General features: G+C 31.0%; 21 protein-coding genes and 1 pseudogene. 20 read left to right on the forward strand and 2 right to left on the reverse strand.

The features are described 5' to 3' along the window. The first annotated feature begins 20 nt into the window (after positions 1-20). The 16 genes and pseudogenes from LL038_RS20690 to rpsI all read left to right on the forward strand — a co-directional run bounded on the left by LL038_RS20690 (position 21) and on the right by rpsI (position 9,102). A complete protein-coding gene (locus LL038_RS20690) occupies positions 21-674 on the forward strand; it encodes an adenylate kinase (protein WP_216125686.1) in 654 nt (217 codons plus the stop codon). A gap of 32 nt (positions 675-706) precedes the next feature. Beyond that, positions 707-955, forward strand: a pseudogene (locus tag LL038_RS20695) (M24 family metallopeptidase); the annotation flags it as partial. Between the two features lie 32 nt (positions 956-987). Continuing rightward, on the forward strand, positions 988-1,278 hold the full coding sequence (locus LL038_RS20700; RefSeq protein ID WP_309245103.1) for a KOW domain-containing RNA-binding protein: 291 nt from the start codon (positions 988-990) through the stop codon (positions 1,276-1,278). Between the two features lie 7 nt (positions 1,279-1,285). Beyond that, positions 1,286-1,504, forward strand: a complete 219-nt coding sequence (gene infA / locus LL038_RS20705; protein WP_071614608.1) for a translation initiation factor IF-1 — start codon at positions 1,286-1,288, stop codon at positions 1,502-1,504. 15 nt (positions 1,505-1,519) lie between these two features. Further along, positions 1,520-1,633 carry a 50S ribosomal protein L36 gene (gene rpmJ / locus LL038_RS20710; RefSeq protein ID WP_021122033.1) on the forward strand — a complete coding sequence of 38 codons (114 nt, stop codon included), beginning with the start codon at positions 1,520-1,522 and terminating at the stop codon, positions 1,631-1,633. Between the two features lie 141 nt (positions 1,634-1,774). Continuing rightward, complete coding sequence (gene rpsM / locus LL038_RS20715) at positions 1,775-2,143, forward strand: 30S ribosomal protein S13 (RefSeq protein WP_076605255.1); 369 nt, start codon at positions 1,775-1,777, stop codon at positions 2,141-2,143. A 15-nt stretch (positions 2,144-2,158) separates the two neighbouring features. Then, the gene (rpsK, locus tag LL038_RS20720) at positions 2,159-2,551 is read left to right on the forward strand and encodes a 30S ribosomal protein S11 (RefSeq protein WP_076605254.1); all 393 of its coding nucleotides are present in this window, start codon (positions 2,159-2,161) and stop codon (positions 2,549-2,551) included. Positions 2,552-2,585: 34 nt separating this feature from the next. Continuing rightward, positions 2,586-3,206: a 30S ribosomal protein S4 gene (gene rpsD, locus LL038_RS20725; RefSeq protein WP_216125690.1), complete on the forward strand. Its 621-nt coding sequence runs from the start codon at positions 2,586-2,588 to the stop codon at positions 3,204-3,206. A gap of 61 nt (positions 3,207-3,267) precedes the next feature. Next, positions 3,268-4,215: a DNA-directed RNA polymerase subunit alpha gene (locus LL038_RS20730; RefSeq protein WP_071614606.1), complete on the forward strand. Its 948-nt coding sequence runs from the start codon at positions 3,268-3,270 to the stop codon at positions 4,213-4,215. A 12-nt stretch (positions 4,216-4,227) separates the two neighbouring features. Next, a complete protein-coding gene (gene rplQ / locus LL038_RS20735) occupies positions 4,228-4,569 on the forward strand; it encodes a 50S ribosomal protein L17 (protein ID WP_216125692.1) in 342 nt (113 codons plus the stop codon). Positions 4,570-4,722: 153 nt separating this feature from the next. Then, positions 4,723-5,568 (forward strand): energy-coupling factor transporter ATPase, encoded by an 846-nt coding sequence (locus LL038_RS20740; RefSeq protein ID WP_216125694.1) that lies wholly within the window; start codon positions 4,723-4,725, stop codon positions 5,566-5,568. Continuing rightward, positions 5,553-6,407 carry an energy-coupling factor transporter ATPase gene (locus LL038_RS20745; RefSeq protein ID WP_216125696.1) on the forward strand — a complete coding sequence of 285 codons (855 nt, stop codon included), beginning with the start codon at positions 5,553-5,555 and terminating at the stop codon, positions 6,405-6,407. Before LL038_RS20740 ends, LL038_RS20745 begins: the two co-directional genes overlap by 16 nt. A 78-nt stretch (positions 6,408-6,485) precedes the next feature. After that, positions 6,486-7,289 carry an energy-coupling factor transporter transmembrane component T family protein gene (locus LL038_RS20750; RefSeq protein ID WP_216125698.1) on the forward strand — a complete coding sequence of 268 codons (804 nt, stop codon included), beginning with the start codon at positions 6,486-6,488 and terminating at the stop codon, positions 7,287-7,289. A 62-nt stretch (positions 7,290-7,351) separates the two neighbouring features. After that, complete coding sequence (truA, locus tag LL038_RS20755) at positions 7,352-8,086, forward strand: tRNA pseudouridine(38-40) synthase TruA (RefSeq protein ID WP_216125700.1); 735 nt, start codon at positions 7,352-7,354, stop codon at positions 8,084-8,086. A 164-nt stretch (positions 8,087-8,250) separates the two neighbouring features. Next, positions 8,251-8,685, forward strand: a complete 435-nt coding sequence (rplM, locus tag LL038_RS20760) for a 50S ribosomal protein L13 (RefSeq protein WP_071614600.1) — start codon at positions 8,251-8,253, stop codon at positions 8,683-8,685. A gap of 24 nt (positions 8,686-8,709) precedes the next feature. Beyond that, the gene (gene rpsI / locus LL038_RS20765) at positions 8,710-9,102 is read left to right on the forward strand and encodes a 30S ribosomal protein S9 (RefSeq protein WP_071614599.1); all 393 of its coding nucleotides are present in this window, start codon (positions 8,710-8,712) and stop codon (positions 9,100-9,102) included. Between the two features lie 117 nt (positions 9,103-9,219). Here rpsI and LL038_RS20770 read toward each other — a convergent pair whose 3' ends face one another. Continuing rightward, entirely contained in the window at positions 9,220-9,876 is a 657-nt protein-coding gene (locus LL038_RS20770) for a superoxide dismutase (RefSeq protein WP_216125702.1), read from the reverse strand. Positions 9,877-10,026: 150 nt separating this feature from the next. Between LL038_RS20770 and cwlD the strand changes: the two genes are divergently transcribed. Next, complete coding sequence (gene cwlD / locus LL038_RS20775; protein WP_375293034.1) at positions 10,027-10,743, forward strand: N-acetylmuramoyl-L-alanine amidase CwlD; 717 nt, start codon at positions 10,027-10,029, stop codon at positions 10,741-10,743. Between the two features lie 152 nt (positions 10,744-10,895). Here cwlD and LL038_RS20780 read toward each other — a convergent pair whose 3' ends face one another. Further along, complete coding sequence (locus LL038_RS20780; RefSeq protein ID WP_216125704.1) at positions 10,896-11,828, reverse strand: L,D-transpeptidase family protein; 933 nt, start codon at positions 11,826-11,828, stop codon at positions 10,896-10,898. 170 nt (positions 11,829-11,998) lie between these two features. Between LL038_RS20780 and LL038_RS20785 the strand changes: the two genes are divergently transcribed. From LL038_RS20785 to LL038_RS20795, 3 genes are all read left to right on the forward strand, one after another. Further along, positions 11,999-13,303: a tetratricopeptide repeat protein gene (locus LL038_RS20785; RefSeq protein WP_216125706.1), complete on the forward strand. Its 1,305-nt coding sequence runs from the start codon at positions 11,999-12,001 to the stop codon at positions 13,301-13,303. A 223-nt stretch (positions 13,304-13,526) separates the two neighbouring features. Continuing rightward, on the forward strand, positions 13,527-13,844 hold the full coding sequence (gene trxA, locus LL038_RS20790; protein ID WP_216125709.1) for a thioredoxin: 318 nt from the start codon (positions 13,527-13,529) through the stop codon (positions 13,842-13,844). 213 nt (positions 13,845-14,057) lie between these two features. Beyond that, positions 14,058-14,927 carry an NAD(P)/FAD-dependent oxidoreductase gene (locus LL038_RS20795; RefSeq protein WP_216125712.1) on the forward strand — a complete coding sequence of 290 codons (870 nt, stop codon included), beginning with the start codon at positions 14,058-14,060 and terminating at the stop codon, positions 14,925-14,927. The last annotated feature ends 29 nt before the right edge of the window (positions 14,928-14,956 follow it).

The following is a 14,956-nucleotide window of genomic DNA, read 5'->3' on the forward strand; positions in this document are numbered from 1 at the left end:
TAATACCAGGAGATGATACTATGAGAATAATCTTATTAGGTCCTCCGGGAGCTGGAAAAGGAACTCAAGCTAAATCAATTAGTAATAAGTTCTCAATACCACATATATCAACAGGGGATATATTCAGAAAAAATATTTCAGAAAAAACCCCTCTTGGAATTGAAGCTAAGAGACATATTGATAAGGGGCATTTAGTTCCTGATAAATTGACTATAGATATAATAAAAGATAGGTTAGATAATGAAGATTGCGTTAATGGATTTTTATTAGATGGCTATCCTAGAACTGTTAATCAAGGTGAAGCTTTAAAAACTTTATTGGATGAAAAAGATATTCACCTTGATACAGCATTATTAATAAAGGTTCCTAGAGAATTCATTCTAGATAGAATGACTGGTCGTAGAGTTTGCCTTGCCTGTGGTGCTAGTTATCATATTACATTTAATCCATCGAAAGTAGATGGTAAGTGTGATTTATGTGGAAGTGATCTTGTTCAAAGAGCTGATGACACTGAAGTAACCGTTAATGAACGGATTGACATATATGAAGCTCAAACACAACCATTGATAAAGTATTACGGTGACAAAAACTTATTATCAGAAGTTGATGGGACACAAGAAATTAATAGTGTATTTGACAGCATCTGTAGTATCTTAGCTGAGATAAAAAAATGATAAACATTAAAAATGATGTGGAAATTTAATTTATGAGAGATGCGGGTAAAGTGGTTGTAGAAGCTCTTGCAATAATTGAAGAGGTAATAAAACCTGAAATAACCACTGCAGAACTAAATAAATTAGCTGAAGAGTTCATAATAAAACAGGGTGCTAAACCATCTTTTAAGGGTTATTGTGGATTTCCAGCGTTCATATGTACATCTGTTAATGATGAAGTGGTTCATGGAATTCCATCTAACCGGGTTTTACTTGAAGGAGACATAATTAGCATAGATTGTATTCCTGAAATATTAACATTGAACTAATTGAGGTGAATGATTTGGAGAAAAATAGCCTTATAGGTAAGGTGGTACATTCTAAAGCAGGCAGGGATATGCACAAAACATTTATTGTTGTAGGTATACTAAGTAATGAATATGTGTATATTTCTGACGGAGAGTTAAGAAGGATCGAGAAACCTAAAAAGAAGAAGATTAAACATCTAAATTTTACAGGCACTGTAGCTGAAGAAATTAGAGATATAATTTTATCTAAAAAAGAGGTTACTAATTCTAAAATTAAAATATTTTTGCAGTCTGCAGATATTGGTAAGGAGGTTTGATTACCTTATGTCAAAAGATGATATAATAGAAATGCAAGGTGTGGTAGTAGAAACTTTGCCCAATGCGATATTTCAAGTTGAATTGGAGAGTGGGCATAAAATATTAGCTCATATCTCGGGTAAATTAAGAATGAATTTCATAAGAATATTACCAGGAGACAAGGTTACGGTAGAACTTTCCCCATATGATTTGACACGTGGGAGAATAACTTGGAGAGACAAGTAATAAGGAGGGTTAGCTATGAAAGTAAGACCATCAGTTAAACCTATGTGTGAAAAATGTAAGGTTATTAAGAGAAAAGGAAGAGTAATGGTTATCTGTGAAAATCCTAAGCATAAACAAAAACAAGGTTGATCGGTTTTATTTATAAAAAGTATTAACATACGTAGTAAATGTATAGTTAATATTAATAATAATAAATCGTTATTACATCGTTTAAAAGATATAGATGTGATAAAATTATAACAACAATTACGTGGGAGGTGTAAACAGTAAATGGCAAGAATAGCAGGTATTGACCTACCAAGAGAAAAAAGAGTTGAAATAGGTTTAACATATATATTTGGTATAGGCTTAACAAAATCACAAGGTATTATTAAAACTGTTGGGATAAATCCTGATACAAGAGTTAAGGACTTAACAGAAGAAGAAGTTAATGAGTTAAGAACATACATTCAAAAGAATTTTATAATTGAGGGTGACTTAAGAAGAAGAGTTGCACTAGATATAAAAAGGTTAATGGAAGTTGGATGTTATAGAGGCATAAGACATAGAAAAGGTCTTCCAGTAAGAGGACAAAAAACTAAAACTAATGCAAGAACAAGAAAAGGCCCTAAGAAAACAATGGCGGGTAAGAAGAAATAGTAAGGAGGGAATAACATGGCTCAGAAAGTTAAAAGAAGTAGAAGAAAAAAAGAAAGAAAAAATGTTGAGCACGGTTGTGCACACATAAAGTCTACTTTCAATAATTCCATCGTTACACTTACAGATGCAGCTGGTAATGCTTTATCTTGGTCTAGTGCAGGTGGATTAGGTTTTAGAGGATCTAGAAAGAGTACTCCATTCGCAGCTCAAATGGCAGCAGAAGCTGCTACAAAAGCAGCTATGGAGCACGGACTAAAGAGTGTTGACGTATTTGTTAAAGGACCAGGAGCAGGTAGAGAAGCGGCAATTAGGTCACTTCAAGCGGCTGGATTAGAAATTACATTAATCAAAGACGTTACTCCAATTCCTCATAATGGATGTAGACCACCAAAGAGAAGAAGAGTTTGATTTATAGTTTATAAAAACAGGAGGTGTAATTTGAATGGCAAGATATACTGGAGCTACTTGTAGACTTTGCAGAAGAGAAGGTATGAAGCTCAACCTTAAGGGTGATAGATGCTTTACAGATAAATGTGCATTTGCCAGAAGAGGCTATGCACCAGGACAACATGGACAAAGCAAGAAAAAAATGTCCAATTACGGATTACAGTTAAGAGAAAAACAAAAAGCTAAGAGAATATACGGAGTACTTGAGAGTCAATTTAGAAGATACTATGAAAAGGCTGACAAGTTAAGAGGAATAACAGGTGAGAACCTATTAAGACTCCTAGAAGTTAGACTTGATAACGTAGTTTATAGATTGGGTTATGGTAATTCAAGACAAGAAGCTAGGCAACTAGTTACTCACGGACATTTCTTAGTTAATGGTAAAAAGGTAGATATTCCTTCTTACAGTTTAACAGCAAATGAAGTAGTGTCTGCATGTGAAAAAAGCAGAGCTACTGAGAAGTTTAAGGTTTTCCTTGAAAACCCTAAAACTTTACCAAATTGGTTAGAAGCTAACTTAGAAAAGTTTGAAGGAAAAGTTTTAGCACAACCAACTAGGGAAGATATAGATGTTCCTGTTAATGAAACGTTAATCGTCGAATTATACAGTAAATAGTCATCAATATAGAATCAGTTGCCCTCATAATAGGTTGCCAATTAAAAAAGGGAGGGTTTATATGTTGGAAATAGAAAAGCCAAAAATAGAATGTGTAGAAACAGCTGAAGATGGTTCTTATGGTAAATTTATAATTGAACCATTGGAAAGAGGTTATGGTATAACTTTAGGTAATGCATTAAGAAGAATTCTTCTTTCTTCTTTACCTGGAGTTGCTACAACAGCGGTTAAGATTGATACAGTACTTCACGAATTTTCCACTGTTAAAGGTGTTAAAGAAGATGTTACAGAGTTAATTCTAAACATCAAAAGCTTAGCACTTACAATGGAGGGTGAAGGTCCTAGAACAGTTTATATTGACGCTAAAGGACCCGGAGTAGTTACTGGAGCAGACATTAGCACTGATGGAGATGTAGTGGTAGTTAATAGTGATTTACATATAGCAACATTGGATGACGATGCTAAATTATATATGGAACTAACTGTTAATAAAGGTAGAGGATATGTGTCTATGGCTAAAAACAAGACAGATGAATTGCCAATAGCTACGATACCAGTAGATTCAATTTATACTCCAGTTAAAAGAGTAAATTTTGCTGTTGAAAACACAAGAGTAGGCCAAATCACTGATTATGATAAATTGACAATTGAAATTTGGACTAATGGTACAATTAGACCAGATGAGGCTATTGGTTTATCAGCTAAAATTCTTATCGAACACTTTAAATTATTTATGACATTAACAGATCATGCTGATAATGTTGAAATAATGGTTGAAAAAGAAGAAGATAAGAAAGAAAAAGTTCTTGAAATGACTATTGAAGAATTAGATCTTTCAGTTAGAAGCTATAATTGCTTGAAAAGAGCTGGAATTAATACAGTTCAAGAATTAACAGAAAGATCAATGGATGATATGATGAAGGTTAGAAATTTGGGTAAGAAATCACTTGAAGAAGTTGAACAGAAACTTCAAGCTTTGAGTTTGAACTTGAAACTAACTGAAGAGTAAGGAGGGAAATACATGGCAATGTACCGTAAATTAGGCCGTTCAACTGATCAAAGAATTGCAATGTTTAGAAGTCTTGCAACTAATTTGTTGAAGTATGGTAAAATTGAAACTACAGTAACTAGAGCAAAAGAAACTAGAAAATTTGCTGAAAGAATGATAACTCTTGGAAAAAGAGGAGATCTTCATGCTAGAAGACAAGCACTTGCATTCATTACTGAAGAAAGCGTAGTTAAAGAGTTATTTGATAATATTGCACCCAAATACGCTGAGAGAAACGGCGGATATACTAGAATTATGAAAATGGGTCCAAGAAGAGGCGACGCAGCAGAAATGAGTATAATAGAATTAGTATAGTTTAAGCAAAGGGGATTAAGTGGGAACAAACTTAATCCCCATTTTATTATTAATATTTAATTGATTTTGAAAAAAATTTCTACTGAAGTTGTGATTAACTAATTTAGTAGATTTTTAATTTTATCATATTTATAAACGTTGGGAGTGACACTTATGGGTGAAAAAATGGTTATATGTAATAAACTTGTTTATAAGTACCCGCAAAGTGAAGGTGAAGAACCTAAGGTGGCTATAGATGGAATAGATCTACAGGTTAATAAGGGTGAATTTTTAGTAGTACTAGGGCATAATGGCTCAGGAAAATCAACTTTTGCTAAACATATAAATGCACTACTAATACCAACAGACGGGGAAATTTATGTGGATGGATTACAAACATCTGTAGAAGCTAATCTATGGAACATTAGAAATGTAGCTGGTATGGTGTTTCAAAATCCGGATAATCAAATTGTTGCAACTATAGTAGAAGAAGATGTAGCCTTTGGTCCAGAGAACTTAGGATTAGACCCTAAGGAAATTAGGAAAAGAGTGGATGATGCATTAAAAAGTGTACATATGTACGAATATAGAAAACATGCTCCACATTTGCTTTCAGGTGGTCAAAAACAAAGAGTAGCGATTGCAGGTATTCTTGCTATGATGCCCAAATGCATTGTTTTCGATGAACCAACAGCTATGCTTGATCCGTATGGAAGAAAAGAAGTTATGAGCACTATAAAAAAAATAAACAAAAATTACGGGATAACAATCATTCTAATAACTCATAATATGGAAGAAGCAGTAGAAGCGGATAGAATAGTAGTTATGGATAGTGGTAAGATTGTAATGAACGGAAAACCAAAAGAAATATTTAAAAATGTAGCTATTATGAAGGAAATAGGCCTAGATGTTCCGCAGGTAACAGAACTTGCATACGAACTTAGACAGAAGGGCATTAATATAGGATCTGATATACTAACTATAAATGAGATGGTGAATGCATTATGTCAATTAAAATAGAAAATTTAACATATATATATATGCCAAAAACTCCTTTTGAAAAAAAAGCTATAGATAATGTATCTATAGAAATAAAGCAAGGCGAATTTGTGGCACTCATTGGACATACCGGCTCAGGTAAATCGACACTAATTCAACATATAAATGGGTTACTAAAACCAACTTCAGGTACGATTTTAGTAGATGATATTGATATAACAAAGAAAAAAATGAAATTAACAAGTATAAGAAAAAAAGTTGGGCTAGTATTTCAATATCCTGAATATCAACTTTTTGAAGAAACTATTGAAAAAGACATTTCATTTGGACCTCGAAATTTAGGTTTAGATAATGATGAAATAAATAGAAGAGTTCAAAGAGCTATGAAAATTGTTGGACTTGGTTATGAAGAATATAAAGATAAATCACCTTTTGAGATAAGTGGTGGGCAAAAGAGAAGAGTAGCTATTGCGGGAGTAGTGGCTATGGAACCAAAGGTATTAATCTTAGATGAACCTACTGCAGGACTTGATCCAAAAGGAAGAGATGACATCTTAAATAAGATTGTTGAGCTTTATAAAGCAAACAATATGACTATAATTTTAGTATCGCATAGTATGGAAGATGTAGCTAAAGTTGCAAATAGAGTTTTAGTAATGGATAAAGGAAAATGTATCTTAGATGGAACTCCTGAGAAAGTTTTTAGAGAGATAGATACTTTAGAAAGTGTTGGTCTTGCAGTACCACAGGTAACATATTTAATCAGGGAACTTCGTAATCAGGGATTTGATTTATCACAAGATATATTCACCATAGAAAAAGCAAAACAAGAGTTGTTTAAGATACTCAAAAAAGATTAGTATGACTCTTTTGCTTGACTAAGACATCATATTTAAAACAGTAATATGTGCTTTTTATAGCGTTTTGGAGGAATTTGTATGATCAAAGATATTACAATAGGACAATATATACCAGGGGATTCTTTTATACATAAGTTAGACCCAAGATTTAAGATATTAATATCTATATTATTTATTATTGACTTATTTCTGGTAAATAATTTTGAAGGCTACTTATATGTATTTATATTTATATTAGCCACAATACTAATAGCAAAGCTATCTTTAAAGTACATTTATAGCGGATTAAAGCCAATCTTAATTTTATTACTTATTACGGCAGTATTAAATATTTTTATGACTGGTGGGAATGGAAGTCTTCCACTTATTCAATGGCATTTTATAAAAATTTATAAAGAAGGTTTAATTATTGCCGCGTTTATGATTATTAGACTAGTGTTTTTAATTATGGGAACATCAATACTAACACTTACAACATCACCTATAGAATTAACTGATGGTATAGAGAGCCTCCTTAATCCATTTAAAAAAATAGGAGTGCCAGCTCATGAGTTGGCAATGATGATGACTATAGCATTAAGATTTATTCCGACGTTGATGGATGAGACCGATAAAATCATGAAAGCACAAATGGCCCGAGGTGCTGATTTCGAATCTGGTAATTTAATAAGTAGAGCTAAAAGTTTAATTCCTATTCTAGTACCTTTATTTATAAGTTCTTTTAGGCGAGCAGATGAATTAGCGATGGCTATGGAATCTAGATGTTATAAGGGTGGAGAAGGAAGAACTAGAATGAAACAACTAAAAATAACTAGAAGAGATTATATTGCAAGTTGTTCTTTTATACTGCTGTTTGTAATTACTATTGTTAGTAGAACATAATATTCTCCTAAATTGCAAAGGGTTATTAAATCCTAGCTATAAGTAAAAAGGGGGATGATACAGTGAGAAACATCAAGATTATTATAGAATATGATGGAACAAACTACTCAGGATGGCAAAGACAAAATAATGTTATGACTATTCAAGAAAAAGTTGAGAGTGCTATCGAGGAACTTACGGGCGAAAAAACTCAGATTACAGGATCTAGCAGAACTGATGCTGGAGTTCATGCAAAGGGCTATACCGGTAACTTTTATACTAATAGCAAAATAGGTATAGAAAAATTTACAGGAGCTATTAATAGTAAGCTCCCAAGAGACATTGTGATTTTACATTCTTTTGAGGTTCCATATGAGTTTCATTCAAGGTATAACAGTATAGGGAAGATGTATAGTTATACTATAATTAACAGACGACAAGCTGTTGCAGTAGGGCGTGATTACATATACCATCATAAGCAAATATTAGATGTAGAGGCTATGCAAATAGGTGCCCAGTATTTTATGGGTACTCATGATTTTTCTGCTTTCAAAAATTTAGGTAGTTCTGCGAAAACTTCAGTAAGAACTATTTCTAGGCTAGATATTGTAAAGAATGAAGGGCTTATAAAAATATATATTGCAGCTGATGGATTTTTATACAATATGGTTAGAATAATAGTTGGAGCATTAATTAGAGTTGGGGAAGAGAAAATAAAACCAAGCGAGATTAAAGATATAATTGAGTCGAAACAGAGATCAAAGGCTGGAAAATCTGTTCCGGCGAATGGATTATGTTTAGAAGAAGTTTTTTATTAAAATAAAAGTAATAAAATTGTAACATGCTTATGTAAAAGCATTGACACACCCGGTAGAATGTATTATACTTATTAATGTTTGTATAAAATATCGTGTATAAGATCCACTAGCCCCGGATCTTTAGCATAGAGTTTTAATTGTTAAAAGTTCAGGGAGGGAAAATAATGAAATCATACTTAGCAAAACCACTAGAAGTAGAAAGAAAATGGTTCGTTGTAGATGTAGAAGGAAAAGTTTTAGGAAGGGCAGCAAGTCAAATAGCTGCAATACTAAGAGGAAAACATAAACCAACATTTACGCCACATGTAGATACAGGTGACTTTGTAATTGTAATAAATGCAGATAAGATAGTTTTAACTGGTAAGAAATTAGACCAAAAAATGTTAAGACATCACTCTCATTATCCAGGTGGATTAAAAGAAGTTCCATATAGAGTAGCATTAGCTAAAAAGCCTGAGTTCATTTTTGAAGAGGCAGTTAGAAGAATGCTTCCAACGGGACCATTAGGTCGTCAAACACTTAAAAAAATGATCGTTTACAGAGGACCAGAACATAAGAATGAAGCACAAAACCCAGAAGTACTAGTACTTAAATACTAATTAGATTCGAAGGGAGGATATATAATGGCAAAGGTTCAATATATAGGAACAGGAAGAAGAAAGACATCAGTTGCTAGAGTAAGACTTGTACCTGGAGAAGGTAAAATTATTATAAATAAAAGAGCTATAGAAAACTATTTTGGATTAGAAACTTTAATTCTTATAGTTAACCAGCCGTTAGTATTAACTGGAACTAAAGATAAATTTGATGTTTTAGTTAATGTTAATGGTGGCGGATATACAGGTCAAGCTGGAGCAATAAGACATGGTATTTCTAGATCTTTATTAAAAGCTGATCTAACTTTAAGACCAGAACTTAAAAAAGCAGGATTCTTAACAAGAGATCCTAGAATGACAGAAAGAAAGAAATACGGTCTTAAAAAAGCAAGAAGAGCATCTCAATTCTCAAAGAGATAATAATAGCAAAGTTAAAAACCCTTCAAACATTTATGTTTGCAGGGTTTTTCTTTTTAAGAATACATAAAAAAATTGAAACGTAACTAACAAATAATTAGTAGATATTTGGAGATTATTTTAGTAAGAATAAGGACAATATCTGTTTTTTGTAATATTCTTTGACATTATATCCATAGACTTAAGGGGAGAAATATATTTCTCGAATCTTTCATTTAAAACATTCCAATTTATATTCTCAATAAATGTAGAAATGTATTTTTTTCTATTTGTTCCAAAATCCATAAAGTATGCATGCTCGTAAACATCCATTATGAGTATTGGACAAGAAAGCCATACTGCACCATCATCGTGTGAATCGCTTCCAACTATGTGCAAACTGTTATCAAGTAGATCAAGGGTAAGTACTGCCCAACCCCTCATTGATAAGCCTACATTTGTAAGGTAAGAAATAAAATTGTCATAGGATAAATATTGATTTATTATAGCATTAAATATTGGACCATAGGGTGTGTTATTGCCTCCGGTCATATTTTCAAAATAAAGGTTATGGAGTTTTACACCGTTCAGTGAGTATGTTTCGCCTCGTTTTAAAGAACGCATTTTAGAATAAGTGGGGTTGCTATCAGCATAATTATCAGGTGTGTATGGAGTATTCCAAATTTCATTTAATTTGGTTACATAACCTGTATACAATTTATAATGTTCATCTAGTTGTTTTTTAGAAATTCCTTGGACTGATTCAAAATCAAATGTTTTAGGCTTAAGATTATACATTAAATCACCTCTTTAAATAATATATTATGTTATATAATATGTAATAAAATTAGAGTGGTGTATTTATTCTTTTTTGAGCACTTAAATAATAATAAAATAAGGAACTGTTGAATAAAATTACACATAGCAATAAATAAAAGGATGGGTGAATTGAAGTACAGAAATAATAAAATGATAGCTATTGTCATGGTAATTGCTATAGGAATGGTAAGTTTTATAGGTATAAATATAGGTATTGCGAAGGAAACTATGAATTCTAATCAACTAGGTAATAAAAAAATACTTATTGATTCTGGTCATGGGGGAATGGATGGTGGAACTAGCTCTAAGGATGGGACTGTAGAAAAAAACATCAATTTAATTATAGCAACAAAACTTAAAGCTAGTTTGCAAAAGGCAGGATATGAGGTAGTTATGACAAGAGAGGATGATACAGGACTTTATTCAAATAAGGGGACTATAAGAGAGAAGTATCGTGAAGATTTAAAAAAGAGGTGTGATTTAAAAAAGTCCAGTAATTGTGATATGTTTGTTAGCATTCATTTGAATTACTTTACGGAGAGTAAATATTATGGAGCACAAGTATGGTATTCAAATTATAAAGATAGTTCTATATTGGCGAGTGTAATTCAGAAAAATTTCAAGGTAGATTTAGATTCTAATAATAAAAGAGTACCTAAAGCTGCTAAAAGTTCTTATAAGATACTAAGGGAGAATGATGTTATGCCGAGTGTCATAGTGGAATGTGGATTCTTATCAAATTATGAGGAAGAACAAAAATTGAAGTCTGATGAGTATCAAGGAAAAATTGCAGGATCAATAAGTAAATCAATATGCGAATTTTATAAAGGTAATTTACAGGAATAAACAATTATATTGGGGCATGTTTAGAATTCTTTTAATTGCAAACTAAAGAGATATATTATTAAAACAATATGTCTTTTTAGTTTGTATTTTTTGAATAACATTAGATATGAATTAATTAGTGTTAAAATGAAGTTATAGATTGGGGGCATCTTCTAATTGATGGATATACTTGTGCCGTAGGGTATAGAGGTATAGATATATTTAGCATCATCAATAGCAAGCCTTATGCATCCATGGGATAGTGGATTTCCAAGTCTGCCATCTATTATATTTTTGTTGTTATCAAGTAGTACTGTATGGAACAAATAGTTGCCGGAAATGCGTGTATAGTAATTGCAGATAATGTTTGATCCTGCTCTAAACATAGGTCCTTTATCGCTAATTGTAAAGTTGCCGGTTATAGTGGGGGTACTTGATGCTCCAGAGGAACATAAAAATGATTTATCTAAAACCCATTTATTATTAGATTTTATAAAAATATTAACTCTCTGATTTGGTAAATCTACATCAATATGATAGTTTGTTGCGCTAAAAACCTTTGAAGAATTTATTGATGATGTAAGTTCCGTAATAGATTTATAATTATTTAAGGATATATTAGAGGTTGTATTTTTGCTGTTAGTTAATGAGACTGGCTTAGTATTAAATTCTATATTATCGACAGGAGGTATGTTTAGTTTTACTAAAGTTTGCATACCAACTTCACCGTCAAACTCTAACCTGCAGCGATACTGAAAATTTAATATTGCATCATAAGTAGGGGCTGTATACAAACCATCAGTGGCTATATTATATCCATAATCAACTAGTCTATTTTGTATATACTTTACAGCAGCACCACGACTACCAATTTTAAGTACATTACTAATTGTGGTAATATTAAGGGGATATTGCGATAATAGTTCTTTTTTTAGGGGATAGATCTTATATACGTTATTTTTAGTGGGAAAATTTATAAAATCTATTTTTGAAGTAGGCGCGATGTATGGTGAATTTGTTGAAGATGATACATAATTAGAATATGACCAGTAGCAAGTTGTAAGTAGTAAAATTATAAAAAGATTAATAAGGTTTTTTTTATGCATAGAACTTCCTTTTCTTTATTGATCCATATCATAATATGAGTAATTTAAAATTTTGCTACAAGGTTATGAATTTAAATTACATTTTTTTATTATGGATGATTATATTAAAAAAAACAAATCCTATGATATAATTGGTGTAATCATAAATATATGAAATAAAAGGTGAAGTTATGGATAAATCAGGGAAAATATATGTAAAAGCAATGAATAAGTACAATGATGGCTATATAGACAAGGCGTTAGACCTTTGTGAAAAAAGTATTTCTTTAAAGAGTACAAATGCTGCTGCTCTAAATTTAAAGGGTATTTTATATTATCTAAAAGGTGATTTAGAAAATGCTAAGAAAATGTGGGATATCAATTATAAAAGAAATAATGATAAAGTATCAAAGAAATATCTATCCGATAGTTTGAGAGATAAGAAAAGATTACAATTATATATAAATGCATTGGAGTTAATAAAGCAATTAAACATATGTGAGGCCTTAGAAACTTTAAAACAGTGCCAAGATAGTGACTTTAATTCTATAAATGTGAATAACAACATAAGTCTTTGTTATATAAAGCAAGGTGAATATGATAAAGCATTACAATATATAAATGAGGTTATAAAAGTAGATAAGAAGAATGCCGAGGCGAGTATTAATAAGGAAACATTAATAAAATATGGAAGCTTAAAGAGAAAAATAAATCATGTAAAAATAGGTGTAGTTACTGTGAGTATATTATTAATTATAACTGTGATATTTATAGGTGAAAAAAATATTTACAATATAAAACATATTTCAATAATGGGTGCACAAAAATTACAAAGTGGAATATCAATAATAAAGGGAAATGATAAGGATGAGACTAAAAGCTCAGAGAAAGTAGGAAAAAACAAATTAGTAGCAATTAAAAAGAATACTAATTTAGATAAATCGGGTACAAAAACGGTAGGGAATAAAGTACAAAAAATTCAAGAATTTCCACGAGAACAATTTAAGGTAAGCATAAAGAATAACAATATGGAGCAAATAGTTTCATATGTTAATAGATGGAACAAAGCTGATTTAGAGATGAATGATAAGTTACTTACGGTAAAAGGTGAAGAAATTATAAAAAGCGATGGAGTATTATACTTTTATAATAAAGGTGTAGGTTATATAAATGATAAAGAGTATACTAAAGCTCAAAAGTATTTTTTATACGCATTACCATATTCTGAAGGTAATTATTTACATGAACATATCGTTTACATGTTAGCAGTAAGTTATAAAGCTAGTTCTGACTTCCAAAATGCTGTTAAATACTATGAGCTTATTTTAAAACAATTTCCCAGTGGAAGTTACACCGAGGAAGTCTTATATAATTTAGTTTTAATAAATAAAGATGTAGATCCAAATAAAGCAAAACTTTATGCAGAAAAATTAGTGGAACAATTTCCGAATTCTTTATATAAGAACTCGATAGTAAACAAAATATTAGGTATATAAAAATAAATAACATATCAAAGGTGTAATAGACATCTTTAAGTTTTACTTTGGGTATACTAATTTTAAAATATGTAACACAAATTTCACAACCCTGTTACACATTTTGAAAATATCAATATAGAAGAGGTCAATTTGCAATATTATTGACTAGTAACATTATAAGGTATACAATAATAACAATATAAAGATACCCTAGCGGGGTATAATAAATGGAGGTAATAATATGATTAAAGAAGTTAATGATATAAATTTTAATGAAGAAATAGGAAATTCAGATAACATAGTTGTAGTTGATTTTTGGGCACCTTGGTGTGGACCTTGTAAAATGTTAAGTCCAGTAATTGAAGAATTAGCAAATGAGATGGGGAAAAACGTTAAATTTGCTAAAATAAATGTGGATGAAAGTCCTATAACAGCATCAACATACAAAATTTCAAGTATTCCAACAGTTATGGTATTTAATAAGGATTCTGTTAAAGAAACATTAGTAGGATTTAGACCAAAAGCTGAGCTTAAGAAAGTAATAGAGAAAAATTTATAAAATTTTAAGTACCATCAAAGTTATGAACTACTTAGAAAACGAATAAAACAATAAGATAACATATATAGTTAGTAAAATATTTTGGAGATATATAATTTAAATTTTTATAATTTAAATAAGTATCTCCATTTTTAAAGGTATAGAATATTTACTAATGATAAAAATAAGCTGTTAATTATTGTGTATTTAGGAAAAATAAGAGGAGGAAAAAGTATGAGTGAGAGATATGATATAGCTATAATTGGAACAGGCCCAGCAGGACTAGAAGCAGCAATTAATGCTAAAATCAGAAATAAAAATATAATAATATTTGGGAATAAAGATCTGAGTCCTAAATTAACAAAAGCGGCAAAGGTAAATAATTATTTAGGCCTTTATAACGTTACAGGAATTGAACTTAAAAGCAAATTTGCAGATCATATCGCGGCTATGGGTGTAGATATTGTAAATGAAAAAATAAACAATGTTTATGCTATGGGAGATTATTTTGCTCTGATGGTAAATGAAAAGATATATGAGGCTAAAGCTATAATACTAGCTACAGGTATAGAATATACCAAGCCATTAATAGGAGAAGAAGAATTCTTAGGAAAAGGAGTAGGGTATTGTGCTACTTGTGATGCTCCATTATATAAGGGGAAAACAGTTGTTATAGTTGGTTATAATAAAGAAAGCGTTGAAGAAGCTAATTATGTAAGTGAGTTAAGTGGAAAAACATATTATATACCAATGTATAAAGGCAAATATAATTTAAATGAAAACATAGAAATTATAAATAACAAGCCTTTAAAAATAGTTGGAGATGATGTGGTTACTAAGATGATTTTAGATCAAGGTGAAATAGCTACAGATGGTATTTTCATGTTAAGAGACAGCGTATCTCCGGGTCAATTAGTACCAGGTATCGAGATAGAGAATGGTCATATAAAGGTCGATAGAGATATGAAAACGAATATAGAAGGATGTTATGCAGCAGGAGATTGTACTGGCACACCATATCAGTATATGAAATCTGCAGGGGAAGGTTTAGTAGCAGCATTATCTGCAGTTTCTTATGTGGATAAGTTACATGCAAATAAATAGAAATATAAATGAATTTTAATTTTATTAAT

It is taken from the genome of Clostridium estertheticum, from assembly GCF_026650985.1.
GTDB lineage: Bacteria > Bacillota > Clostridia > Clostridiales > Clostridiaceae > Clostridium_AD > Clostridium_AD estertheticum_C.

Bases quoted from the DNA above. Each gene is read 5' to 3' on its own strand.
- rpsI (WP_071614599.1), top strand. From the start codon at position 8,710: ATGGCAAAGGTTCAATATATAGGAACAGGAAGAAGAAAGACATCAGTT.
- trxA (WP_216125709.1), top strand. From the start codon at position 13,527: ATGATTAAAGAAGTTAATGATATAAATTTTAATGAAGAAATAGGAAAT.
- LL038_RS20780 (WP_216125704.1), bottom strand. From the start codon at position 11,828: ATGCATAAAAAAAACCTTATTAATCTTTTTATAATTTTACTACTTACA.
- rplM (WP_071614600.1), top strand. From the start codon at position 8,251: ATGAAATCATACTTAGCAAAACCACTAGAAGTAGAAAGAAAATGGTTC.
- LL038_RS20785 (WP_216125706.1), top strand. From the start codon at position 11,999: ATGGATAAATCAGGGAAAATATATGTAAAAGCAATGAATAAGTACAAT.
- rpsM (WP_076605255.1), top strand. From the start codon at position 1,775: ATGGCAAGAATAGCAGGTATTGACCTACCAAGAGAAAAAAGAGTTGAA.
- LL038_RS20690 (WP_216125686.1), top strand. From the start codon at position 21: ATGAGAATAATCTTATTAGGTCCTCCGGGAGCTGGAAAAGGAACTCAA.
- LL038_RS20745 (WP_216125696.1), top strand. From the start codon at position 5,553: ATGTCAATTAAAATAGAAAATTTAACATATATATATATGCCAAAAACT.
- LL038_RS20730 (WP_071614606.1), top strand. From the start codon at position 3,268: ATGTTGGAAATAGAAAAGCCAAAAATAGAATGTGTAGAAACAGCTGAA.
- rpsK (WP_076605254.1), top strand. From the start codon at position 2,159: ATGGCTCAGAAAGTTAAAAGAAGTAGAAGAAAAAAAGAAAGAAAAAAT.
- LL038_RS20750 (WP_216125698.1), top strand. From the start codon at position 6,486: ATGATCAAAGATATTACAATAGGACAATATATACCAGGGGATTCTTTT.
- rpsD (WP_216125690.1), top strand. From the start codon at position 2,586: ATGGCAAGATATACTGGAGCTACTTGTAGACTTTGCAGAAGAGAAGGT.
- rplQ (WP_216125692.1), top strand. From the start codon at position 4,228: ATGGCAATGTACCGTAAATTAGGCCGTTCAACTGATCAAAGAATTGCA.
- rpmJ (WP_021122033.1), top strand. From the start codon at position 1,520: ATGAAAGTAAGACCATCAGTTAAACCTATGTGTGAAAAATGTAAGGTT.
- LL038_RS20795 (WP_216125712.1), top strand. From the start codon at position 14,058: ATGAGTGAGAGATATGATATAGCTATAATTGGAACAGGCCCAGCAGGA.
- infA (WP_071614608.1), top strand. From the start codon at position 1,286: ATGTCAAAAGATGATATAATAGAAATGCAAGGTGTGGTAGTAGAAACT.
- LL038_RS20770 (WP_216125702.1), bottom strand. From the start codon at position 9,876: ATGTATAATCTTAAGCCTAAAACATTTGATTTTGAATCAGTCCAAGGA.
- LL038_RS20740 (WP_216125694.1), top strand. From the start codon at position 4,723: ATGGGTGAAAAAATGGTTATATGTAATAAACTTGTTTATAAGTACCCG.